Raw genomic sequence first — 24037 nt, 5'->3', positions numbered from 1 at the left:
CGTGAAATAAGGTTCGGTATTCCCGCCAATAGCTTAGACAGAGCAGAACCTGGTCTTCCAGGCTTAACTTGGGCGGTCTGCCTTTGGCAGGGACATGTTTCTTCAACTGCTCAACCATTAAATCAAAGGTTGACCATGAGATGCCGGTGTATCGCTTGAACTGTGTTTCAGAAAGCTTCTTTGAATCGATGTATTTCATCCGCAGATTATGCATGAATATTGAAAATTCTTTGGTACAAATAAGTAGCAAAAAGTAGATCGTTTTTTGATTTATGAAAGAGATCTACTAAATAATCAGTTAAAAAATTCGGACTTTCGTATTTATTCAGAATATTGAATAAAGTTGGTAAATTTCTAGAAGCCCCCTTAATGATATCTTCACTCAATGAAATTCTATTTTTGAATATATCTACAATGTATATCGCTAATGCATTTACCTCACTTTCCGCCAAGCAATTGATTTCTTCAGGTTTTTCCGGATCATATTTTTTTAACCACTTATAAATATCTAAAATAAAATCTAAAGACGATGAATGATCAAAAATTAATTTTATCTGATCTAGTCGAGCTCCTTTTTCAAAATTTTGCACCAATTCATTTATCAACATTGCACCTTGTATTAATGGTGTAAACCAATCAAACAACTGTAATCTATAGGGCAAATCTTTAGCTTTCTGAGCAATAGCAATACACAAAGATAAAGAGATATTATTAGCTAATCCCTCAGCCATGACTCTTAGTTTTTGAATCAACTTTTCAGCATTTGTATCACATAGCACTTCATTCAAAGGATTTTTGTCCTCTCGTAGATTAACCCAGTGCTCGCATTCCTTTAGCACTTCTTCAAGCTTAGTATCGGACACATCAGATGAATTTATAGAATAAGTAAAGTATCTTGAATAATAATTGGGAGCACAAACCTTTTGCTCTTTATCCCATATGCTATACCATTCTGATCCATAAATCGTATTTTGATAACTAGAGATGACTTTTGGAAACAACTCCTTCAACAAACTAATGATATTTTCTTTAGTTGCTCCCTTACACAAATCAATCGCATTTTCTAACGCATTTTTTAATTTTTCTTTTTCATGATCATTATTTGAATAACGATTTTCAGAGAAAGTACCAACAAAAGCATCCTTATTTGTTCGGAGTAATTCATATACGGGTGGATAAAAAACCCTAATTGCCTCTATAAGCATAAGTTCAACAACATTTACCTCACCTTTCAGTATTGGTAGTGAAAACAGCAATATATTTCCGTAGAGTTTTGCTTTTCTGGGCGTACTTAGTGAATGACCAAAATACCTAGTAAATAATCTTGCAAAATTAGAAGCCTGATCCTGAGTAAGCTCAATTTCAGCCATATTTAACGCTTGATCGACACCTTGAAAGCAGTAATTAATCAATATAGATTGATCTATTAATGGCAAATACAAAGGGACTTGAATAATTTTTTCCAAGAATGCTTCACCGGCATTATTTGTTGAATTGGAATATCTCTCCTGTAATGAGGAAGTAACAATGTCTTTATCAAAAGCTAGAATATATGCAGTATATTTAAAATCAGCTGTAAGTTTAACAAGTCTAAATAATGCATGAATTTCTGTTTTTTCCAATCGATCAACATCATCTATCAGAATTAAAACTCTTTTCTTTGTAGTTTCTAATGCACTCTCGATCCGCTCTTTCAATTTTTCCAATTCTACAGTAGGTATAAACCCACTGATTGCCTGACCAACTTCTGAAGAACCAAACAGTCCTGTTATTGCAGGGGCAATAGCTTTTACCGCCCCTTTAACTTTATCTCCGTTAGTAACAAGCTGTGTATCAATCGCATTAGCCACATCAAAAAAGAAAGATTTAAGTAATTCCTCTTCAGTTCCAAATCTCCAAGGATTAAATTTTATTGTTATTACATCTTCATTGTTACTCAATGCATTTTCAATAAAATTCAAGACTGATGTTTTCCCATTACCCCAAGCACCATACAAGCCAATTACAATACTAGATGGATCATTTCTATTGGCTATCACATCCGCAATTCTCTTTGAAAATTGCCATCTAGAGAATTTATCCTCCTCAACTACATGGACGGGTGAATCAGAGGAATAAGAGTTGGACATAATGCCACCATAGTTTTCGATTAAATTATTAATATTAAAAAGTATTCTTTGCTTATATTTTATTGCATCACAAATTGATGATAATCTCAAATCTGAAATTGCATAACATAAAAAGAAAAGCCCACTTTTATAAGTGAGCTTTTCCACAAGTAGTTAGATAAGTAGTTAAAAAAATATTTTAAATATAATTTTTAACTACTATTCAATTACTTAAATCATTAATAAATCGCCATATGATTGCGATGAATCATTTCTAATGAACGCGCTTCACCCAAAACCTGGTGCACTTTATCTGAGGCCAAACCTTTAACAACTTCAGCCGAACGTGAACTAAAGTTGACCCGTCCTACTGCAATACGATGGCCTTGCCAATCCACACATTCTACCACATCGCCGCGATCAAAGTGACCTTCTACCGCTTTCACGCCTACAGGCAACAAGCTGCGGTGATTTTCCTTGATGGCTTTTACTGCACCATCGTCAATCACCAGACGGCCAGCGGTTTGTAAATGCGCAGCCAGCCATTGCTGACGCGCCGTAATACGGTCATCATCGGTAATGAATAAGGTTCCCAGCATTTCACCCGCCATCAGACGAGATAACACCTGGTCGCTATCCCCACTGGCAATCAGCGTCGGACAGCCTGATTTTGCTGCCAGACGTGCAGCACGGACTTTGGTCAGCATACCACCACGACCAAATTTGCCGCCACCACCCGCCATATCAAACAGGCTTTCATCCATTGCACGAACCGTATGGAACAGTTTGGCATCGGGATTTGAGCGCGGGTCAGAATCAAACATACCTTCCTGATCTGTCAAAATAATCAGCAAGTCTGCATGCACCTGACCAGCCACCATCGCCGCCAGAGTATCGTTATCACCAAAGCGGATTTCTTCGGTAGAAACGGTGTCATTTTCATTGATCACCGGAATCACGCGCCAGTCAATCAGGTTCTGCAAGGCATCACATGAATTGAGATAACGACGGCGATCTGCCAGGTCATCATGGGTCAATAATACTTGTGCAGTTTGAATCTCGTGCTTTTCCAGTACACTTGACCATGTCTGGATCAGGCCCATTTGTCCGATTGCAGCACAGGCCTGAAGACTGGGTAGATCGGTGGGTCGACTCTCAAGTTTCATCCGAACCATCCCTTCAGCCACAGCACCTGAAGACACCAAAATAATTTCGTGTCCAGCATTGTATAAATCTGCAATCTGTCCCGCCCAATGCGAGATCGCATCCAGATCTAGTCCCTGCCCATTTGCTGTGAGTAAAGATGATCCGATTTTCACAACGATTCGTTTACAACCCTTGAGCTGACGTTGCCCATCTACCACTTCTATCATCTTGTCCTCAGACTTTTTTCTACAGAATTAGCGTACGTAGTACACTTCTACATCATCATCGCCATCTTCATCATCTTCGTCATCCAGCGCACCGGCAAGACGTTGCTGACGACGCATCTCACGATACGCTTCTTTGGCAGCGATGGTTTGTTCACGTGTTTCAGCCTCCAGCTGGTCACGGAATGCTTTCATCTCTGCTGCATATTCCGGATCTTCAACTTCGCGTTCGCGCTGCTCTTCGATCTGGTCCATCAGGTAGTAGACGACCTCTTTGGTTCCTTCAGCCGTCAAGCCTGAGGTCTTAAAGACCGGACCTTCCCATTGCAATTCTTCCAGAATGTGATTACACCACTCTTCACGTGACTCTGCCGGAAGCTGATCAACCTTGTTCAACACCAGAACAATCTGCAATTTTGACAATGTCGGGGAGAATTTTTGCAGCTCGTTCATAATCGCACGGGCATTATAAGCAGGGTCGGAACCGTCAATTGGCTGGACATCCACAATGTGCAGTAAGATACGGGTACGTGCCAAATGTTTCAGGAAGCGAATCCCCAAGCCTGCACCTTCGGAAGCTCCTTCGATCAGCCCCGGAATGTCTGCCATTACAAATGAACGGTAACGATCTGCATCAACTACACCCAGATTTGGCACCATAGTCGTAAACGGATAGTCTGCCACTTTTGGTTTGGCTGCCGAGACTGCGCGGATAAACGTTGATTTGCCTGCATTTGGCATACCCAGCAAGCCCACATCTGCGAGTACTTTCAGCTCGAGACGGATTTCGCGGAATTCACCTTTGACACCATGCGTACATTTACGCGGAGAACGGTTGGTCGATGATTTGAAGTGTGTATTCCCCAAACCGCCCTGACCACCTTGAGCCACTAGAACCTTTTGACCATTTTCAACCAGGTCACCAATAATATCGCCCGATTCAGAATCAACGATAGTTGTTCCTACTGGAACTTTTAATACGACTGATTCGCCACCACGACCAGCACAGTTTGCGCCAGCACCGTTTTTACCACGTTCAGCGCGAAATTTACGGGTATAACGATAATCTACAAGGGTACTGGTGTTGTCATCAGCTTCAATATAAATGCTGCCGCCACGACCACCATCACCACCATCCGGACCACCAAATGGTACAAATTTTTCACGGCGAAAACTGGCTACGCCATTGCCACCGTCGCCAGCCTCTACGGTAATGACTGCTTCATCAACAAAGCGCATCTTGCCAATCCTCTAAAATCTTTAAAACCGCCTATTCTGCCATATTTTAAAGAATTTCACGACTAAATTTATGTACTATTCCAACGAGAACGTTTATTTCTTCAATATTTTCGTCAAGCTGGCTTAAAAGCTTTAAATCTCTGAGATTTATTCATTTAACTGCACTAGTCAATTATATGCCCTATTAATGAGCTTGGTGTTTTTAGTTATTTCTGATTTAGCCACACTCTGCTCAGAGTGCTGTCAGTTTTACAAGAGTCCAGTGTATGTCTGCAAATGTTTCACAGGATGCCAAGCATCCTTTGTCATCACAATTTGTACTCTTGATGGAGTGCGTACATCCTTTTCAAGGATAAAACAGCAGAGGCTCTATATATTTATACCAACATAGCCGTTAAGCAATGAAAGATTAGGGAAATCAAGCTTTATCGACGCTTGAGCACTTAAAATAAATAGTCCCTGATAAAATCAAGCCAGTCACGATATTATGAATCGCTTGATTACTGAATATACCAATCTTTTCATTCCAGATACGGTAAAACAATTTAAAACCTATGGGCTAATACGCGATTTATTATCTAAAATTTCCGGTAAACTTCGCTCTACCCAGCCAATCAGATAATTCACTTTTTCAGCCGCCTGCGAACCTAATATGGTTAGCTGATATTCTACTTTCGGCGGTACCACCGGATAGACGGTTCTTAAAATAAAACCATCCTGCTCCAACATTTTTAAAGTTTGCGCCAGCATCTTTTCACTGATTCCTTCAATGCGCTGCTTTAATTCACTAAAGCGATGTACTCCCTCACTTAAGCAACGCAAGACCAGCACTGACCACTTGTTGGTAAGATGCTCCAAGATCCCTCGTGACGGACAATCTACAGATAACACTTGACCAAGCAATTTACTGGTTTCATAAGTCGCCATAAAGTCCTTCCCTTTAATCAAAAATCTTACTTTTTGTTATATACTTACATTAAGTAAGTTATCAAAACAGAACTGAAGCCACAAGTTTATTTTTCCCCAAAATTAATCACTTTAATACAGAGGCTTTTAAGGGTGAATCTGCTTCAGGGGCAACTGCATGTGCATCTCCAAATTGGCTTTGGTATTTCGTTCGATATTCCGCATGGTGGCATGAAAGGTGGTGATTTTACGCATAGTCATCGGGTCATTCATTTCAAGCTGAGGTTTAAAATCATGTTTTACCTGTAAATGTAAGGACTCATCAAAGCCTAAAAATACGGGCCCATCAAACAGGATTCTGATGGGAATCCGATAATTTTGTTTCAGCTGAAATGGTAGATCCAGACGAATCGGCACATCCATTTTTAAAGGAAAGGTCGGCAACAACTTGTTTTGGTAGATCAGATTGGTGGAGGTTTCAAGTGCCATCATCTGATCGACTTTAATCGTCGTTTTATAATCGACATTTACCGAAACTGGCACTACAACGGCAAACTGCAAATTTGCCCGATATTTGCCTTGTAAAGGTAAATCAAGTCCACGGTTAATTTTAATCTCTGTGTCCAGCTTTCCTTGAGCATGGGTCTGTAAATGATTTCCAATTGAAATTTTAGTGGGCAATGCGTCTGGTAATCTGACTGAAGCATGCTGTGCCTTGATATGCATGCTGGCCTGTATATTCAGATAAAACCAGAACAGCAAGGCAATACTGCAAGTCGTAATTACAAACAGAATCGCCCATATACGAATAGAAATAGGCATACTTTTCCCTCCTATTCATCGGCTGTATGAATTGCTGAGGGCGTCGGTGTTCGCTTGAGCTTCAAGCTATCCAAAGCAATTTCCAACTCACCTTGCTGAATCGTAATTGGCAAGGTGTTTTGTACATCTACACTCGCTTGTAATGCAGTTTGAATAGGTACATTCAGATGCCCCTGAATTGGAATACTCGTTTTTAATGTAGTATCAAGTGGAATATTCAGATTTTCTTTTAATACCGTTTTTACAGGTGCATCAAATTTCAAATGGACTTTTTGCTCCAGTGGAACCTTCAGTTGCAGAGGAACGTCCAGATCAATCGGAATCGTGCCTTTGAGCGGCAAGCTAATATCCTTTCCTAAGACATTTACCTTAACCCGGGTATCAATCGGGATATTTTGCTTTACCTTTAATACCTCATTAACCGGAATAACCGTTTTAATCGGCACATAGTTATCAAAGTACACGCGCGGGGTCAGTGATTGGGTTAAAGGAATATTGAGATTTTCTTGAATGGGAATTTCAGCATTTACATTTCCCTGAACATCCACATTCAAGGCATCATGAATTTTAACCTCAGCCTGCAAAGGCTCTTTCAAATCAATACTTACTTGCTGATCTTGTAATGGAATATAAATCTTAAAATACTGAAACACCCAAATGCCAATTAAGAGTCCACACAAGGTCGCAAAAAAAATTAAAGTAATGGCAGCAATTATATATTTAGATCGCAAAAGGCTATCCTTATCCTCTTGGTTAACACTTTATTGTGAACACAAATATTTTATGTTTTGCTATTTTTTTGTATAGGATTTTTAACCCGAATCGCGGCTAAGAAATTAACAGGAAAAATAAAAAGACTAGAGCTAGCTGTTGAGTTCCCCCCAACCTTAAGCGCTAGTGCTGAGGTTTAATAGGACCGAATTATTATTCTGTGTAGTAAAAGTTCAATGGGCTGGTTTTATGGCTATAGGTTATCTCCTGCGATGAATCGATTGGGTGAAATCGCCTGTTCTGCTTTATCGAATGGGCATATTGCTGACATAAAAAGGGCTGAGCAATTGATCGAAGGTTTAGCTATAAAGCTTCATGCAGTTCATGGCTATATCAGCCAACAACTCAAAAGCAGGTTAATAGATCAAGGAATTGATTTAATTATCTACCGTCGAAAGAACAGACAGGCTGTTCAACTCAGTACTTCAGATAAATATCACTTAAAACAACGCTATAAAATAGAAACGCTATTCAGCTTGTTGCAAGGCCCATCCAATTTAGTGACGAGTAAAGCATATAGTCTTCGTAAGTTTATCAGTAGAATTTATATAGTTATGCGCATATCAATGAATCCATCGCAATAAGCCAACAATTCAGGTTATGGAATCATTGGCTTAAGCCGGATTCGGGTTTCTTTACAATAAATTTTGATTATTTATAACAAAGCGAATCTATATATTGCTTGCTCCAGGCGGGCCAGCATTTTTCCAACGTTTTTTCAAAGTTTACATTGTCTATTTGCCACTGCGGATTTTTATCTTTATCAATGATCAATGCACGTACACCCTCGATGAAATCGCCCTGCTCTAACCAGATATCTTGTAAATCCCGTTCTAACTGCATACATTTTTCCAGCGACAGATTCTGCCCGGTCTGCTGTAATTTCAGACTGACTTGTTTTGCCATCCGTGGACGTTGCTGCAAGAGGTCCAGCATTTTCTTGGCCCAGTCCTGATCAAGGGCATCGCTTGTATGAGCCAGACTATGTTCAATTTCCTCCAGACGCGGATAAGAAAAATGTTTGTTAATCAGTCCAATATGTTTTTGCAACTCGCTTTCTACTGGATGGGTGATAAACGCACTGACGATTTTACGGATTTCCACCGGATTTAAAATAGGCGCAGCGCTCAATGTCGCTTCGAGTTTAGCAAAACTTTCTCTCGGCACATGATAATCGATCAGATCCAGATATAACGCATCGCTACTGCTAATCTGTTCACCAGTCAGTGCCATATAAACGCCAACTTCATCCAGTCGGGACAGGAAATGGGTGGCTCCCACATCCGGGAAAAAGCCAATCGCCGTTTCTGGCATGGCAAAGCGTGATTTTTCACTGGTCACTTTAATATGACACGCCTGCACCAGTCCAAATCCCCCACCCAGAACATAACCATCCATCATGACGATGACGGCCTTTGGAAAATTGCGCAGTGTGCTCAGCATCGTATATTCAGTGGCAAAAAAATCCTGATATTGGGTATTGCCTGCCTGATAGCTGTCATACAGATAGCGGATGTCTCCTCCGGCACAGAATGCCTTGGGACTGTTAGAATTGATCAGAATCGCTTGCACCTCTGGATCATGGCGCCACTGATCTAATTGTGACTGAATACCTTGAATCATCTGTAGGGTTAAGGCATTTAAATGGCTAGTGCGGTCCAGGCTGATGATGCCCAGAACTCCCTGTACGCTAATCACTAAATTATTTTCAGCACTCATTATTTTTTCCTATTCTTTTTTTATTGATGGGTAAATTTGGCTGGGCGTTTTTCAACAAAGGCCTGCATACCTTCTTTCTGATCAGAACCAGCAAAAATAGAATGAAATACCCGTCGTTCAAAGCGTAGACCTTCGGCCAGACTGACTTCAAAAGCCCGATTAATCGATTCTTTAATCATCATCACAGCAGGCAGAGATTTTTCAGCAATTTTTTCTGCCGCTTGCAGCGTTTGTTCCAACAATTCTTCTTTGGCAAAGACACGAGCCACCAGACCACTTTGCTCGGCTTCTTGTGCGCCCATGTGACGTGCGGTCAGGCACATTTCCATAGCTTTGGCTTTACCAATGGCCAGGGTCAAACGCTGCGTTCCACCAATGCCGGGCAATACCCCTAAGGTGACTTCAGGCAAACCAAATTTTGCATTATCAGCGCAGTAAATAAAGTCACACATCAGTGCCAGTTCACAACCACCACCCAAGGCATAGCCACTCACTGCGGCAATTAACGGTTTACGGCGCTGGGCAATTCGATCCGCCAGACTAAAAAAATCATCCAGATAAATTTGTGGAAAATTCAGATCTGCCATTTCTTTGATATCGGCACCGGCAGCAAAGGCTTTTTCCGAACCGGCAATCACAATACAGCCAATTTCTGGGTCTTTTTCCAGCTGATCGAGTGCCTGATTGACCTCGACAATCAGCTGGTTATTCAGTGCATTCAACGCCTGAGGACGGTTTAAGGTAATCAATCCGACACCGTTACGTTGTTCGAGTAAAATGGTTTGCCATTGCATGATAAAAATCCTTTGTAATTCCTTATAAACTGCGTGCAATCACCAGACGCTGAATATCGCTGGTGCCTTCATAGATCTGACAAATCCGGGCATCGCGATAGATGCGTTCAATCGGAAAATCTTTCAGATAGCCATAGCCACCAAAAATCTGTAAGGCTTTGGAACAGACACGTTCGGCCATTTCCGAAGCAAAGAGCTTGGCCATAGAGGCTTCGGTTAAACAGCTTTCACCGGCTTCCTTTTTACGTGCAGCAAAATGGACCAGTTGGCGCGCGGCTTCAATTTCGGTGGCCATGCTGGCTAACCGAAAAGAGATTGCCTGCTGTTCAAAAATCGGTTTGCCAAAGGCCATACGATCATGGGCATAAACAGTCGCCTCTTCCAATGCAGCGCGGGCCAGCCCCACTGCTTGTGCGGCAATACCGATCCGTCCACCTTCCAGATTGGCGAGGGCAATTTTCAGACCTTCACCTTCTGCACCCAGTCTTAGGCTTTCATGAATGCGGACATCGGTTAAAGCAATCTGACAGGTATCCGAAGCATGCAGACCGAGTTTTTCTTCGACCCGAATCACTTCATAACCAGGCGTATCGCGTGGGATTAAAAATGCACTCATGCCTTTTTTACCCGCGTCTGGGTCGGTCACGGCAAAGACAATAATCATCCCGGCATTATGGCCTGAGGTAATAAACTGTTTGGCACCATTGATAATGTAGTGATCGCCGTCTTTGACTGCACGGGTTTTAATCGCTGCCGCATCCGAACCGGTATGCGGTTCGGTCAGGGCGAAGGCACCAATCATTTCCCCTTGAGCCAACGGTTTTAAAAACTGCTGCTTTTGCTGTTCCGTCCCAAACTTCAGAATCGGCACACAACCCACCGAGTTATGTACGCTCATGATGGCGGAGGTTGCACCATCTGCCGCAGCCACTTCTTCGAGGGCCAGCACATAAGCCAGCGTGCCTGTACCTGAACCGCCCCACTCTTCTGGAATCAGCATACCTAAAAAACCCAGCTCACCCATTTGAGACAAGGTCTGTTTAGGAAATATGCCTTTTTGATCCCACTCGCTGGCAAAAGGTTTAATCTGTTCCTGAGCGAAGCTTTTGGCCATATCCTGAATCAGTTGTTGCTCTTCCGTAAATTGCATTGATGCTTCCTTCAATCTCTTTATTCAATATTTTTATTCAATCTGCGGGCTTGGGCTGATTTATGCGGTTTTCACCTGCTGCTTGTCGATTTCCTGATTACGCAGTAAGAAACGCTGAATCTTGCCACTCGGGGTTTTGGGCAATTCTGTGACAAATTCAATCAGGCGTGGATAAGCATGGGCAGACAAACGCTTTTTCACAAACTGACCCAGTTCCTCTTCCAGATGAGATGAAGCTGTAAAGTTATTCGCCAGAATTACAAAGGCTTTAATCACTTCAGTACGTTCAGGATCAGGCACGCCAATGACGGCGGCTTCAATTACGGCATCGTGTTCCAGCAAGGCGCTTTCCACATCAAATGGTCCGACCCGATAGCCGGAGGTGGTAATGACATCATCACTACGCCCCACAAAACTCATACTGCCATCAGCATGAATTTCCGCGGTATCCCCAGTTAAATAGTAATGTCCGACAAATGGAGATTTGCGACTTTCTTCATAACCCGAGAACCACATCATTGGGGACTGACTGATATCCACTGCCAGGATGCCCGGAACATCAGTCGCTAGTTCCTGACCTTGTTCATCGATGACTGCAATCCGATAACCCGGACTGGCAAAGCCTGCCGAACCTGAACGGACCGGATGTTGTAGTGCATGATGATTGCACACCACCATCCCAACTTCAGTCTGGCCATAATGGTCATAAATTGCTACATCCAGCACTTCTTTAAACCAGCGGATCACTTCCGGGTTTAAGGGTTCTCCAGCACTACTGACCACGCGCAACTTGCCGCGCAGCTGCGCCATCTGAGCAGGGTCAGCAGCCATCATCATGCGATAAGCGGTCGGCGCACCAGCCAGATTGGTAATGCCATACTCCTTGACAATGTCGCAGACACTTTCGGCATTGAAACCACCTTCATAAAACAGAGTCGAGTGCCCGAGTAATAAAGGCCCGGTAATGGCATAGTACAAGCCATAAGCCCAGCCCGGATCAGCAATATTCCAAAAAGTATCATCTTCGGTTAGACCGATGGCATTGTGCATATAGCCAGCAAAAGCAATCAGGGCTTTTAGCGGCACTTTTAGAGGCTTGGCCGGTCCAGTGGTTCCAGAGGTAAACATCAACAAAAATGGCTCATTGATACTGAGCATTTCCAGTTCACAACCTTCAGCCTGACGGTTTAACACCGTCCAAAAACTGAAATCTTGCGGATAACGCTCTGCTTCGGTTTCGGCATGTACAGTGACGATCGTAGGACAAGCACTAAGATCGGAGAGTTTCTCCCGATTCGCCAGATCAGTCACGACCAGCTTGCTTTGCGCCAGCTGAATACGGTGTTCGATGGCTTTAGGACCAAAGGCAGTAAATAACGGTTGATACACTGCACCAATCCGCCAGGTCGCTAGAATGGTAATAATTAGCTCTGGAGTCCGCGGTAACAGTCCGGAAACGCGGTCTCCCTTACCAATACCTTGAGACTTTAGAAAATTGGCAAACTGGCTGGAATATTTCTTGAGTTCGCGAAAGCTATATTGTTCTTTGCGGCCATCTTTACCATACCAGTGCAAGGCAATGGCATCGGAGTCGGCATGGCGGTCGCAACATTCATAACAGGCGTTCAGTGCCTGCATCGAACCGGATAAATACTGTTTTGCCACTGTATCTAAATCAAAATTTTCAATCGTTTCTTGATAATCTAACATGTTCAATCTCAGCCTGAATTTATCGTTATTACTGACAAGGTACTGTTAATGAAGCGAATCCTTGCTTCATCTGAATCTTTTAAGTGTTAAGCAGGTGGCGTGGTGTATTGATGCATGATGCTGGAAAAATCCAGATGCGCATCCCCTTCCTGACACAATTGCTGATAGAGTTTTTGTACCATGCTGCCAAGTACAACTGGTTGATCCACCTGCTGCGCTGCATCGACGGCCAGGCCCAAATCTTTAAGCATGAGCTGTGCTGCGAAACCATCGGTATAACCCCGTGATGACGGCGCATTGGCACAGATATCCGGCCAGGGATTATAGATTTCAGAACTCCAGCAACGTCCGGTTGAGCTATTGATCACCCCGGCCAGTGCTTGAGGATCAATGCCCAGTTTGGCACCAAGCGCCATGCCTTCCGCAACGGCGGTCATGGAAATACCCAGAATCAGGTTATTACAGATTTTTGCCACCTGTCCTGTTCCTACAGCGCCACAATGCACCAGATTTTCACCCATACTGCTGAGGACTGGTTTTACGGCCTCAAAGGTGGCATCGTCTGCACCCACCATAAAGGTCAGTGTGCCATCTTTAGCCCCTAAAGTCCCGCCAGAAACTGGTGCATCACACACACGAACCTGTTTGGCCTGCGCTATTGCGGCAATCTCCTGAATAGTTTGCGGGTCAATCGTGCTGCTGTCGATACACAGGCTGCCGGCTTGGAGTACTTCCAGAATACCGTGTTCGCCGAGATAGACTTCACGTACATGCTTGGCTGCAGGCAGCATGCTGACCACAATATCCGCCTGTTTTGCGGCAGCTTGTGGACTGTCACAAACTATACCGCCCGCTTCGGCAAAATGCTGTAAAGCCATGGTACTTAAGTCATAACCAAAAACCTGATGTCCCGATTTGAGCAGATTCTGCGCCATCGAGCCGCCCATGTTGCCCAAACCAATAAATGCAATCTTCATGCGGATGCTCCTTAGCGCAGGCTGATGGTAGTATTGACACCTGTGGTTTCCTGATCATCTTCAAACCAGCGACTGGTAATGGTTTTGGTCTGGGTATAGAACTGCACCGCCTGTTTGCCATAAGGACCCAAATCACCCAGCTTTGAACCGCGTGAACCGGTAAAGCTGAAGAACGGCACAGGGACAGGAATTGGAATGTTGATGCCGACCTGACCGATATCAATCTGGTTCTGGAAGATGTGCGCGGTATTGCCATTTTGGGTAAACAGTCCAACGCCATTACCAAATGGATTGGCATTAATCAGCTCAATCGCTTGCTCTAAAGTATCGACATGCATGATCGCCAGTACCGGACCAAATACTTCTTCCTGATAAATGCGCATATCGGTCGTAACCTGATTAAAAATCGTTGGTCCAACAAAATTGCCCTGCTCATAACCCGGAACCCGTACCTCACGACCATCCAGCAACAGTTCAGCACCTTGTTCAATGCCACTGTTAATCAGATCAATCACGCGGGCTTTGGCACGGGTCGAAATCACTGGTCCAACATCAGTATTCGGTTCATGCCCGGCATTGACTTTCAAAGTTTTGGTTTTATTGACCAGTTCATCAACCCAGTGCTTGGTCTCGCCGACCATCACTGCCACAGAAAGTGCCATACAACGCTGTCCTGCTGCACCAAAAGCAGCACCGACCAAGGCATTTAAAGTCTGTTCTTTATGGGCATCCGGCATCACCACCACATGGTTTTTCGCGCCCATCATCGACTGCACACGTTTGCCATGCTGGCCTGCGAGGTTATAGACGTGGGTGCCGACTGCGGTCGAACCGACAAAGGAAATGGCCTTGATGTCAGAATGGGTACAGAGCAAATCGACCACTTCTTTACCACCATGCACCACGTTGAGCACACCTGCTGGCACACCTGCCTGAATCGCCAGTTCAACCAGCATCATGGTCGACAATGGATCCTGTTCCGAAGGCTTTAGAACAAAGGTGTTGCCGCAGACAATCGCCATCGGGAACATCCACAGCGGAATCATTGCCGGAAAATTAAAGGGGGTAATTCCGGCACAGACCCCCAGTGGTTGTTGCAAGGTATAGGTATCAACACCACGTGCCACGCCTTCTATGTATTCACCCATTTGTAGGGAACCGACTGAACAGGCATGTTCAACCACTTCTAAACCACGTTGAATATCACCTTCAGCATCTGCTAATGTTTTGCCCTGTTCAGCGGTCAAAACCTGTGCGATACTTTTTAAGTTGGTACGAATCAGATCTTGTAGTTTCAGCATGATACGCATACGTGTCTGAATCGGGGTCTGGCGCCAGCTGGCAAAGGCATTTTGCGCCGCCGCAATTGCAGCATTGACTTCTTCAGTCGTGGCAAAAGGCACCTGACCCAAGACTTCCTGAGTGGCAGGATTAACAATATCTTGCCAATGGCTGGTTTTTGATTCGACAAATTCACCATTAATCAGGAGTTTTGCGGTGGTGAATCCGGTACTTTGCTGGGGGTGATGAATAGCGTTCATGGTCGCTCCGTGCTGGTTTTGTTATTGTCGTTGTATCTGCCTTTACTGGCTTTTTTTTAACGTATTTTTTTACGCTGTTTCAGCAGACTAACAAAGAACACTTTGACCACCAATAGAAATTGATGCACGATGATTGTGCAAATATGCACAGGATTTAACAGGATGTTAAATAGAAGATGAAAGTAGATTGGGATCATTTACGCTTTTTTTTGGTTTTGGCACGTGCTAAAACGCTCACCAACGCAGCCCGCTTGATTGGAGTTGAACACAGCACCGTGGCACGGCGGATTCAGGCGCTGGAAAATACCCTCGGTACGCAACTGTTTAAACGTGAAGCAACAGGTTATGAGCTGACTTTGGAAGGTTTGGCGCTAGTACCGCGTGTGGAACAGATGGAACAGTCCTTTATCCAGATTGATAAGCGCCATGATCCCTTGCAAGGTCGGGTCCGTATCGGCGCGCCGGAAGGCTTCGGCACGGCATTTCTGGCGGGCCTGTTGGCTGAGTTTTCCCAGCATTATCCGCTATTGACCATTGACCTGATTCCGGTGCCGAAAACCATTAAACTCTCGCATCGTGAAGCGGATATCGTTATTTCCATCGACCGGCCTAAATCCGGGCCGTATATCATCACCCGGTTGTCCAATTACTGTCTAAAGCTGTATGGCAGTAAACGTTATTTACAACAAAATCCGCCCATTCAAAAACTGGAAGATCTGAAACAGCAACGTTTTGTCAATTATATTGATGATCTGGTTTATAGCGCGGCGCTGTATTCACTGGAACGTCTGCCCTTGCAAGTCAGCGCCTGTTTTCGCAGTAACAGTATTCTGGCGCAGGAGATTGCAGTTCGGGCCGGTGCCGGATTGGCCATTTTGCCGAGATTTCTTGTACATGATAAAAGTGAACTGGAAGAAGTTCTAGGCGATCAGCTGAATTTTACCCATACTTTCTGGATGCTCACCCTGGTCGATTTACAACATGAGCCGAGAATTAAACTAGTGTGGGATTTTTTGCGTAAACAGGCCGATGTTCAGCAAGAACTGCTAATGGGCAGATAAATCACTATTTGTATAGATTTCAATAACAAAATCCCGATATAGCAAATGAACGGATCACCAGAGTTATAGCCAAATCCTAAAGACTATAGAACAATAAAGGTATGAGATACTCAAAAAGTTAACATGTTAAGCAGTCTAAAATGCCCCCCCTATATGACCTAAGGGAGTCGGTTTTTAAATGCTGTTAGGGGATTATTTTTACACTGCCGCGGCTTTATTGCACGAACTTATCCCAAAGGCTTATTCAGCAATAATTCTCAAATGAATAAGTCTAGACCTAAAATCTATCGTACGACGAATTGATCTTCCTATAACCGAACCTTAATTATGTAAAAGACAAAAACATATTAATATTTATTGCAGTTAGCTATTAAAGAAAGCAGCAATCGCCTACATCTAATTACCGATTGTACTGACTTGAAATCTTTAAGTGACAGCAAGTAAAAACGTAAGAAACATTAACCTTCATATCGATGATAGCGGCTTAGGCTAAATATGGGTATAGAGGCTGAAACACTGCAAATATGTACAGTTCCGCTCATAATGAACAATATTAGTGATTCACAAGTACTCGATGATTTACCTGATCAAATTTTACTAGATGAGCGGATTAATTCTGTCTATATAGATGGAGCTTATGACACGAAACATTGCAGAAAAGTCTTTTCAGATCGACAAGCACATGCGGTAATTCTATCTTTAAAGCTTTTATGCTCTAAAGCCAATTAAAAATAATATTGATTTAAGCTGCTTACATAGTACTTATATGAATTCTAAAAACAAAAAACTACTTAGGGTTAATGCACCTAAGTGGTTGTTTTATATGGTGGGCCCAGACAGACTTGAACTGTCGACCAACGGATTATGAGTCCGCTGCTCTAACCAACTGAGCTATAGGCCCTATAGGCTGAATTTGTTATATATCAACAAGTTCAGGCGCAGAGAATACTAGCGGAGATTATTTTAAAATACAAGCCTTTTTCATACCGCTTGCACATTAACGCAACAATTCAAATCAGCAAATTTCTCTAATGGATGAAAATTGTTGAAATGAAATGATTACTTATCGTTTTTAAATATTACTCAAAACATATAACTAAAGGATTAATGGTAAAAAACTTTTATTTATAGGAGTTTTAACACTTCACATGATTGAAATATGAAAGTTTTAAAATTAATCAAATTGCTTAATTCTCTTAGATTCCGTATAAAATTCAATCAAAGACCATACAATAACGAGTGCAAAAATGACAGATGCAAATAGAACAGCAGTAATATACGTCATTTTTTCCAGTCTCCTAGGGGCAATTTGTTTGAATAAAACTCAAAGCTCAACTTTTGAACCTACGACAAAAGTCTAATAAGATTCACGCTTTCTGAATAGCCCCTAAAAGACCTTTTTAATATATTTTTTATATCAACTCATATTTATTTTATATTTAATCAATTATATTTATTACATCTACGTCTAAGTAAGATTCGCTTTTGGCGACTTCTACCTTTTCCATACCTCTGCATTTTATTTGCGTATTAACTCAACTTTTCTATTGACTGCACACCAAAACAGGCAGAAATTAGCACTCACTATTTCATAGATATACTTTGACTTTCTCTTATGCTGAACAAATTTCTTGGTGAATCTGCATTTAAACTTGCCGGTTGGCAATACCATGTGGAACCGAATGTATTGGAAGACAAACAGGTCATCGTTGGCTTTGAACATACTTCAATGCTAGACGCTGTACTTTCACTGGCACTATTTCAGATTTATGACCTGAAGATTCATACGCTAATCAAAAAAGAGTTATTTAAAGGACCATTGAAACCACTTTTAAAAGCCGTAGGGGGTATCCCTGTTGATCGTCAAGCGAATAAAGATATTGTGAGCTTGATGGTGGAGCATTTCCAGCAACATGAAAAATTTAATCTGGTCATTGCGCCAGAAGCAACCCGTGCCAAAAGTGCTGAAGTACGTAAACCGATCCGCACAGGTTTCTGGCATATTGCCAAAGCAGCCAATGTTCCCATTGTCTTGATGTATGCCAACTCAAAAACCAAACAAGGTGGTATTTTTGGAAAAATCTATCCGACTGAACTGTCTCATGATCTAGCTTTAATCAAGCAGCTTTATAAAGACCAGGTAGGGCTGGAGATTATTATTCCAGAATAAATACTGAGGCAGAAGCCATGAGCAACAACCTGTCCCCCTTGCTGAGTTTGCCTCTCTATTTGTATTATTTTCTGCCTTGTTTTTCGTTTCTGTTGCTATAGTTTTCCTTTTTAAGGATTTTTTTGACATTATGCTGAAATCTCAAATCTAGCCTCTATTTTCAAAAAAATACCTTATGGTAGAATCTGCCCAATTCGATAGGCATACAGCCGATCTACAAGGAGCATATTTCGCATGGCGGGTCATTCCAAGTGGGCCAATATTAAGCATCGCAAAGCAAAACAAGATGCTAGTCGTGGTAAGTTGTTTACCAAATATATTCGTGAATTGACAACTGCTGCTAAACTCGGCGGTCCAGATGTCGGCAGTAACCCTCGTCTACGTGCTGTAGTGGAAAAGGCATTATCTGTGAATATGACACGTGATGTCATCAACCGTGCAATTCAGCGCGGTGCAGGCGGTGAAGATAATGACGATCTAAAAGAAGTCACTTATGAAGGTTATGGCGTAGGCGGCGTTGCCGTGATTGTAGAGACCATGACTGATAACCTGAACCGTACCGTTCCGGATGTCCGCCACTGTTTTTCTAAAACAGACGGTAATCTCGGTACAAATGGCTCGGTTGCGTTCCTGTTCACCAAACGTGGTGAAATTTCTTTTGAAGATGTGTCTTTAGAAGACCAGATTATGGAAGTTGCACTTGAAGCAGGTGCAGATGACATTGAAGTGGATGAAGATCAGATTCTGGTCATCACCACGCCAGAAGCCTTTGGTACGGTACAGGATGCTTTATCCGCTGCTGGCTTAAAGTCTGACAATGCAGAAGTGGTGATGAGTCCTTCAACCAAGGCTGAAATCACGGACATTGAACAAGCGAAAAAAATCATGAAAATGATTGATATGCTTGAAGATCTGGATGATGTTCAAAACGTGTATACCAACGTAGAGTTCTCTGATGAAGTATTAGCGCAGCTAGATCCCTAATGCGCTTTAGAATAAGAAAACGCACCTTCAGGTGCGTTTTCTTATTGAAACTTGTTAGAAATAATTGGATATTTTAAACTTTGTTTAATAGCCCACTACAATTAAAGACATTGTATTCCTTAATCACAAAACTGGAATGCAGAGCAACCACATGCTCGATCTTGCCAATTTTATTTAACAAGATTTCACTGTAGTTTTCCATATCACGCGCAACCACTTCTACAATAAAATCGGCTGATTGTCCCGTCACGAGAAAAGCATGAATGACCTCAGGAATATCTTCCAACTCTTCCAGAAATTTGGCAAAAGTATCACTATCATGTTTGCTTAAAGAAACCTGCAACAGTACATGCAGGCTAAAGCCAAGCTTTTGATAATTAATCTCCCGCTTCAAACCACTCATAATATTCTGATCAATCAGATGCTTGATACGGCGGTGTACGGAACTAACTGACAGATTTACTCGCTCCGACAGCTCATTCAGGTTAATGTCTTCATGGGTTAAAATTTCCAGAATATGTTTATCGAAACGATCCAGCTCCATATTTATACTCTTATTTATCTCTTTAGAAATGCAGCATTAACTTTAAAAAATCCTACCCAACATTTCGGTAATTTTCACAAAATTTGCTTATTTTGAAAATATTTTCGGAATAGCCAGTAGCTTTCAAGATTTTTTATCTCTTACGATTTGAATCTTAAAACTTTGCTGTCATTGAAGATACAGAGAGTATAGCTCAGGCTATACTCCACGCCAGTCAACCCGCGCACAACGTTCAGTTCGGTAGATCCGGCAGATATATTGTCCAAGGGGTAAGTCTTCCAGATACTGCTGATATTCACGGTATTCTTCGGACAGATTTTCAAAGTTTTCTTTTTCCCAAGGCGTACCGGGAATGGCCAATAAAGGGGCCAGCATCGAACACACGGCAATATCCGCCAGCCCCAAACGTGAACCCACAAAATATTGTCCACCCGCTTGCACCAGCAAGGCATTGAGCCGCTGTACCGCAACATCAATCTGCTGTCTGGACTCCGCCACTGTTTCTTCATTCAGCGCATAGCCTCTGGCCACCACCGCTTTTAAAAGAGGCCGGGAGTATTTTTCAAACTGACGTAAATAGCCCTGCTCACCAATTAAAATATCCATGGATTCATCATCATATGCCAAAGCCTGAGCCAACATCCAGCGTCTGACATGCCGCCCTAGCTCCAAGGTCATTTCATTAATATTTAAACTTTGCTGGCGCCATGGGCCTTCTGGGTACAGCAGGCCATGTTCCGGATAGGCATCATCTAGATATAGTGCAATCTGGGTGGAATCGGCAATCCACCGATCCTGATCACGCAGAATCGGCAGGCGGTTTTGTCCGGTTTTCAGTCGGGCAAATGCCCGATGTACCCCGGGAATCAGGTTCTGTGCAACATAGTCCAGCTCTTTATGGTCCAACATCCAGCGCGCTTTTTCACAAAAGTGAGATAAAGGAAACTGGTATAGAGTTCGCATGCATGCTCCGTATATATGCCAAGATGAGGACTATTTTCGTCTAATGGTTATTCCAGCTACTTTAGACATTCGCCTGTTTAAAAACAATGTGATTTTTATTTAAAATTAACATCATGAGGGTCAAGCCGCTCTTGTCAGGCCAGTATCTGCTTATTTTCCTCCGGTTTTTTCGATTTATCCAGACTCTATCAAAAATGGTCCGATTGAAATAAAGCTAATACACATCACCTGACTTTGGTGCGGCTTTCATGTAAAATCACAGGCAATTTTTATATAACGCTTTGTGAGTTATTTCATGGGTTTTAATTGTGGTATTGTAGGCCTGCCGAATGTTGGTAAATCTACGCTTTTCAATGCATTAACTAAAGCTGCTATTGCTGCAGAGAACTTCCCATTCTGTACCATTGAGCCCAATACAGGTATCGTGCCTGTACCGGACATGCGTTTAGACAAGCTTGCTGAAATTGTAAAACCACAACGCGTTATTCCAACCACGATGGAATTTGTGGACATCGCAGGTCTGGTGGCAGGCGCATCGAAAGGTGAAGGTCTGGGTAACCAGTTCTTGGCCAATATCCGTGAAACGGATGCAATTGCACATGTGGTTCGTTGTTTCGAAGATGAAAATGTCATTCATGTGAATGGTAAAATTGATCCTTTAGATGATATTGCGACCATTAATACCGAACTGGCCCTAGCTGACCTGGAAACGGTGACCAAAGCTGTCACCCGTCTGGCCAAGTCTGCAAAAGGCGGCGATAAAGAAGCTGTTGCGACCAAAACCGTACTTGAAAAAATCCTGCCTTTGCTAGATGAAGGCAAGCCTGCCCGTGCTGCCGATCTGGATGATGATGAACGTAAACTGGTTCGTGGTTTTGGTTTATTGACATTAAAACCTACCATGTATATTGCCAACGTGGCTGAGGATGGTTTTGAAAACAACCCGCACCTGGATGCAGTACGTGAACTGGCAAGTACGGAAAATGCAATTGTAGTGCCTTTGTGCAACCAGATTGAAGCTGAAATCTCACTGCTTGAAGATGAAGACCGCAATGAGTTCCTTGAAGCACTAGGTATGGAAGAACCTGGATTAAACGTGGTTATTCGCGCAGGTTATGCTTTGCTTGGCTTGCAGACTTATTTCACGGCAGGCGTACAGGAAGTTCGTGCCTGGACTGTAAAAGTAGGTGCAACTGCTCCTCAGGCCGCAGGAGTGATCCATACAGACTTTGAAAAAGGTTTCATCCGTGCTGAATGTATTGCTTATGATGATTTCGTACAGTACAACGGCGAAGCAGGTGCCAAAGAAGCAGGTAAATGGCGTCTGGAAGGTAAAACCTATATTGTTCAAGATGGTGATGTTCTACATTTCCGTTTTAACGTGTAATTGATTTTTAAGCTTAAGTTTTTCATTGTTTTTAATTAAAACCCCTTTCGAGGGGTTTTTTATGGTGTGAAGAAAATATCTTGCACAGCAGGCTGCTACCTGGGCAAAGACTTAACATACCACAATAATAATGATAATAATTCTCATTGTACTTTATCAGATTCAGGCGTATTTTATTTCTTAGTCCAGTCCGCAACCCGGTGACACTGAGGAACAATAAAATGAGCTATGTACTTCCCCCTCTGCCCTATGCTTATGATGCACTTGAACCTCATCTTGATGCCAAAACCATGGAGATCCATCACAACCAGCATCATCAGACTTATATCAATAATATTAACGCGGGTATTACAGGTACAGAATGGGAAGATTTATCTGTTGAAACACTGGTAACAAAATTCGATCAAGTACCAGAACCTTTAAAAGACAATGTCATTAATAATGCGGGTGGTCATGCCAACCACTCTTTGTTTTGGAGCATCATGAGTCCTGAAGGCGGTGGTCATCCCCAAGGGGAAGTTGCACAAGCTATTGATACAGAACTAGGCGGTTTTGAAGCTTTTAAAAAGGCTTTGACCAAAGCTGCACTGACACGTTTCGGCAGTGGCTGGGCATGGCTAAGTGTGGCACCGGATAAAACAATCATTATTGAAAGCAGTGCGAATCAGGATTCTCCACTGATGCAGGGCAATATCCCTATTCTTGGACTGGATGTCTGGGAACATGCTTATTACTTGAAATACCAAAACCGCCGTCCTGAATATATTGCTGCTTTTATGAATATCATAAACTGGAAAGAAGTGAATCGCCGCTATCTTGAAGCCCTAAACACGCCTTAATCTGGAAGGAAGATAAAGAATGACTACTCGCCGCACCCGAATCAAACGGATTATTGGCAGCTCTCTGCTGCTTTGCGGCGTGTGGGTGATTTTGTTTGAATATCTTCCTGGATCATTGTTTTAAAAACCAAACGATCTGTCGCTTAAATGATATATCTCCAGCACAGTTAACAACACTACAATAGCAGCATATTGAATAATCAAGCTAAGGATAAATATCATGAAGGCTTTTTTACATCCGAGTGAAAACCGTGGTCATGTAAAAATGGATTGGCTGGAGTCTAAACACAGCTTCTCCTTTGGTAACTGGTATAATCCGAAATATATGGGCATTAGTGTATTACGTGTTATCAATGATGACCTGATTAATGCTCATCAGGGTTTTGGTCAGCATCCACATGACAATATGGAAATTCTGACCTGTGTTTTAAAAGGTACCATTACCCACAAAGACAGTATGGGCAATCATGGCGGAATTTCCGCTGGTGAATGGCAGCTGATGAGTGCCGGCACAGGTGTACGTCATAGTGAGATGAACCAGGGCGATGAGCAGGTGCATTTATTGCAGATCTGGATTGTGCCTAATGAGCGGAATGCCGAACCTAGCTATCAACAAATTAAATGTGATCCGCATGAGCAGCCCAACCAATGGCATTTGATTTGTGGCCCAAATGACAATGCGCCTATGCATATCCGCCAGAATACTGAAGTCAAAACTGCAGTGATTCACAAAGGGCAAAGTCTGGAGATTGAAGCAACACAGCAGGTGAATTATGTACATGTGATTTCCGGTTCAGTCCAGATTGCAGAACATACTGTAGCGGCTGGTGGTGCAATTGCCTTCATTGAAGCAAGTCAGATTAAGGCGCTGGAGGATGCTCAAGTGATCTGGTTTGATTTGCCAGAAGCCAACAACTAGCCCCTACTCGGCTCAAAGCATATGGTGAGTGATTCAGTAATCAGTCACCATATTTAAAAATGG

General features: G+C 42.8%; 21 protein-coding genes, 1 tRNA gene and 2 pseudogenes. 8 read left to right on the top strand and 16 right to left on the bottom strand.

All coding sequences use genetic code 11. The annotated features are described in order from the left end of the window. From NI467_RS07200 to NI467_RS07170, 7 genes are all read right to left on the bottom strand, one after another. On the bottom strand, positions 1 to 199 hold a 199-nt coding region (locus tag NI467_RS07200; RefSeq protein WP_253152065.1), incomplete at its 3' end, for a transposase family protein. A gap of 7 nt (positions 200 to 206) precedes the next feature. Further along, the gene (locus NI467_RS07195) at positions 207 to 2276 is read right to left on the bottom strand and encodes a P-loop NTPase fold protein (protein WP_253152064.1); all 2070 of its coding nucleotides are present in this window, start codon (positions 2274 to 2276) and stop codon (positions 207 to 209) included. A gap of 71 nt (positions 2277 to 2347) precedes the next feature. Further along, positions 2348 to 3481 (bottom strand): glutamate 5-kinase, encoded by a 1134-nt coding sequence (gene proB / locus NI467_RS07190; RefSeq protein ID WP_253152063.1) that lies wholly within the window; start codon positions 3479 to 3481, stop codon positions 2348 to 2350. A gap of 27 nt (positions 3482 to 3508) precedes the next feature. Beyond that, on the bottom strand, positions 3509 to 4717 hold the full coding sequence (cgtA, locus tag NI467_RS07185) for an Obg family GTPase CgtA (protein WP_151205405.1): 1209 nt from the start codon (positions 4715 to 4717) through the stop codon (positions 3509 to 3511). 552 nt (positions 4718 to 5269) lie between these two features. Further along, on the bottom strand, positions 5270 to 5644 hold the full coding sequence (locus NI467_RS07180; protein ID WP_151205404.1) for a helix-turn-helix domain-containing protein: 375 nt from the start codon (positions 5642 to 5644) through the stop codon (positions 5270 to 5272). Between the two features lie 126 nt (positions 5645 to 5770). Continuing rightward, positions 5771 to 6445, bottom strand: coding sequence for a hypothetical protein (locus tag NI467_RS07175; RefSeq protein ID WP_253152062.1), 675 nt, complete (start codon positions 6443 to 6445; stop codon positions 5771 to 5773). An 11-nt stretch (positions 6446 to 6456) separates the two neighbouring features. Then, positions 6457 to 7176 (bottom strand): MFS transporter, encoded by a 720-nt coding sequence (locus NI467_RS07170; protein ID WP_253152061.1) that lies wholly within the window; start codon positions 7174 to 7176, stop codon positions 6457 to 6459. 207 nt (positions 7177 to 7383) lie between these two features. Between NI467_RS07170 and NI467_RS07165 the strand changes: the two are divergent. Next, positions 7384 to 7786: pseudogene (locus tag NI467_RS07165) on the top strand (transposase); the annotation flags it as partial. A gap of 81 nt (positions 7787 to 7867) precedes the next feature. Here NI467_RS07165 and NI467_RS07160 read toward each other — a convergent pair. The 6 genes from NI467_RS07160 to NI467_RS07135 all read right to left on the bottom strand — a co-directional run bounded on the left by NI467_RS07160 (position 7868) and on the right by NI467_RS07135 (position 15107). Then, the gene (locus tag NI467_RS07160) at positions 7868 to 8935 is read right to left on the bottom strand and encodes an enoyl-CoA hydratase/isomerase family protein (protein ID WP_253152060.1); all 1068 of its coding nucleotides are present in this window, start codon (positions 8933 to 8935) and stop codon (positions 7868 to 7870) included. Positions 8936 to 8955: 20 nt separating this feature from the next. Next, positions 8956 to 9729, bottom strand: coding sequence for an enoyl-CoA hydratase (locus NI467_RS07155; protein WP_253152059.1), 774 nt, complete (start codon positions 9727 to 9729; stop codon positions 8956 to 8958). Between the two features lie 22 nt (positions 9730 to 9751). Further along, a complete protein-coding gene (locus NI467_RS07150; protein ID WP_253152058.1) occupies positions 9752 to 10879 on the bottom strand; it encodes an acyl-CoA dehydrogenase family protein in 1128 nt (375 codons plus the stop codon). Between the two features lie 60 nt (positions 10880 to 10939). Further along, complete coding sequence (locus NI467_RS07145) at positions 10940 to 12589, bottom strand: AMP-binding protein (protein WP_253152057.1); 1650 nt, start codon at positions 12587 to 12589, stop codon at positions 10940 to 10942. 86 nt (positions 12590 to 12675) lie between these two features. Beyond that, entirely contained in the window at positions 12676 to 13566 is an 891-nt protein-coding gene (mmsB, locus tag NI467_RS07140; RefSeq protein ID WP_253152056.1) for a 3-hydroxyisobutyrate dehydrogenase, read from the bottom strand. 11 nt (positions 13567 to 13577) lie between these two features. Continuing rightward, positions 13578 to 15107, bottom strand: a complete 1530-nt coding sequence (locus tag NI467_RS07135) for a CoA-acylating methylmalonate-semialdehyde dehydrogenase (protein WP_253152055.1) — start codon at positions 15105 to 15107, stop codon at positions 13578 to 13580. 176 nt (positions 15108 to 15283) lie between these two features. Between NI467_RS07135 and NI467_RS07130 the strand changes: the two genes are divergently transcribed. Then, entirely contained in the window at positions 15284 to 16168 is an 885-nt protein-coding gene (locus NI467_RS07130) for a LysR family transcriptional regulator (protein ID WP_253152054.1), read from the top strand. Positions 16169 to 16493: 325 nt separating this feature from the next. After that, positions 16494 to 16861, top strand: a pseudogene (locus NI467_RS07125) (transposase); the annotation flags it as partial. Between the two features lie 131 nt (positions 16862 to 16992). Here the strand turns inward: NI467_RS07125 and NI467_RS07120 are convergent. Next, positions 16993 to 17069 (bottom strand) — tRNA-Ile (locus NI467_RS07120). A gap of 714 nt (positions 17070 to 17783) precedes the next feature. Here NI467_RS07120 and NI467_RS07115 point away from each other — a divergent pair. Both NI467_RS07115 and NI467_RS07110 read left to right on the top strand, forming a co-directional pair. Further along, positions 17784 to 18338, top strand: a complete 555-nt coding sequence (locus NI467_RS07115) for a 1-acyl-sn-glycerol-3-phosphate acyltransferase (protein ID WP_253152053.1) — start codon at positions 17784 to 17786, stop codon at positions 18336 to 18338. Positions 18339 to 18572: 234 nt separating this feature from the next. Continuing rightward, the gene (locus NI467_RS07110) at positions 18573 to 19322 is read left to right on the top strand and encodes a YebC/PmpR family DNA-binding transcriptional regulator (protein ID WP_151206047.1); all 750 of its coding nucleotides are present in this window, start codon (positions 18573 to 18575) and stop codon (positions 19320 to 19322) included. A 73-nt stretch (positions 19323 to 19395) separates the two neighbouring features. Here NI467_RS07110 and NI467_RS07105 read toward each other — a convergent pair whose 3' ends face one another. Further along, a complete protein-coding gene (locus NI467_RS07105; protein WP_151204738.1) occupies positions 19396 to 19866 on the bottom strand; it encodes an Lrp/AsnC family transcriptional regulator in 471 nt (156 codons plus the stop codon). Between the two features lie 198 nt (positions 19867 to 20064). Beyond that, positions 20065 to 20829, bottom strand: coding sequence for a glutathione S-transferase family protein (locus NI467_RS07100; protein WP_253152052.1), 765 nt, complete (start codon positions 20827 to 20829; stop codon positions 20065 to 20067). Between the two features lie 295 nt (positions 20830 to 21124). Between NI467_RS07100 and ychF the strand changes: the two genes are divergently transcribed. The 3 genes from ychF (at position 21125) to NI467_RS07085 (ending at position 23974) form a co-directional block, all read left to right on the top strand. Next, positions 21125 to 22216: a redox-regulated ATPase YchF gene (gene ychF, locus NI467_RS07095; protein WP_151204740.1), complete on the top strand. Its 1092-nt coding sequence runs from the start codon at positions 21125 to 21127 to the stop codon at positions 22214 to 22216. A 221-nt stretch (positions 22217 to 22437) separates the two neighbouring features. Beyond that, positions 22438 to 23055 carry a superoxide dismutase gene (locus NI467_RS07090; RefSeq protein WP_253152051.1) on the top strand — a complete coding sequence of 206 codons (618 nt, stop codon included), beginning with the start codon at positions 22438 to 22440 and terminating at the stop codon, positions 23053 to 23055. A 220-nt stretch (positions 23056 to 23275) separates the two neighbouring features. Beyond that, a complete protein-coding gene (locus NI467_RS07085) occupies positions 23276 to 23974 on the top strand; it encodes a pirin-like bicupin family protein (protein ID WP_253152050.1) in 699 nt (232 codons plus the stop codon). Positions 23975 to 24037: the final 63 nt, after the last annotated feature.

Source organism: Acinetobacter sp. S4397-1 (genome assembly GCF_024129285.1).
Lineage (GTDB): Bacteria > Pseudomonadota > Gammaproteobacteria > Pseudomonadales > Moraxellaceae > Acinetobacter > Acinetobacter lwoffii_C.
The sequence above is the reverse complement of the archived record's forward strand: the minus strand, read 5'-3'. Positions and strand labels throughout refer to the sequence as shown.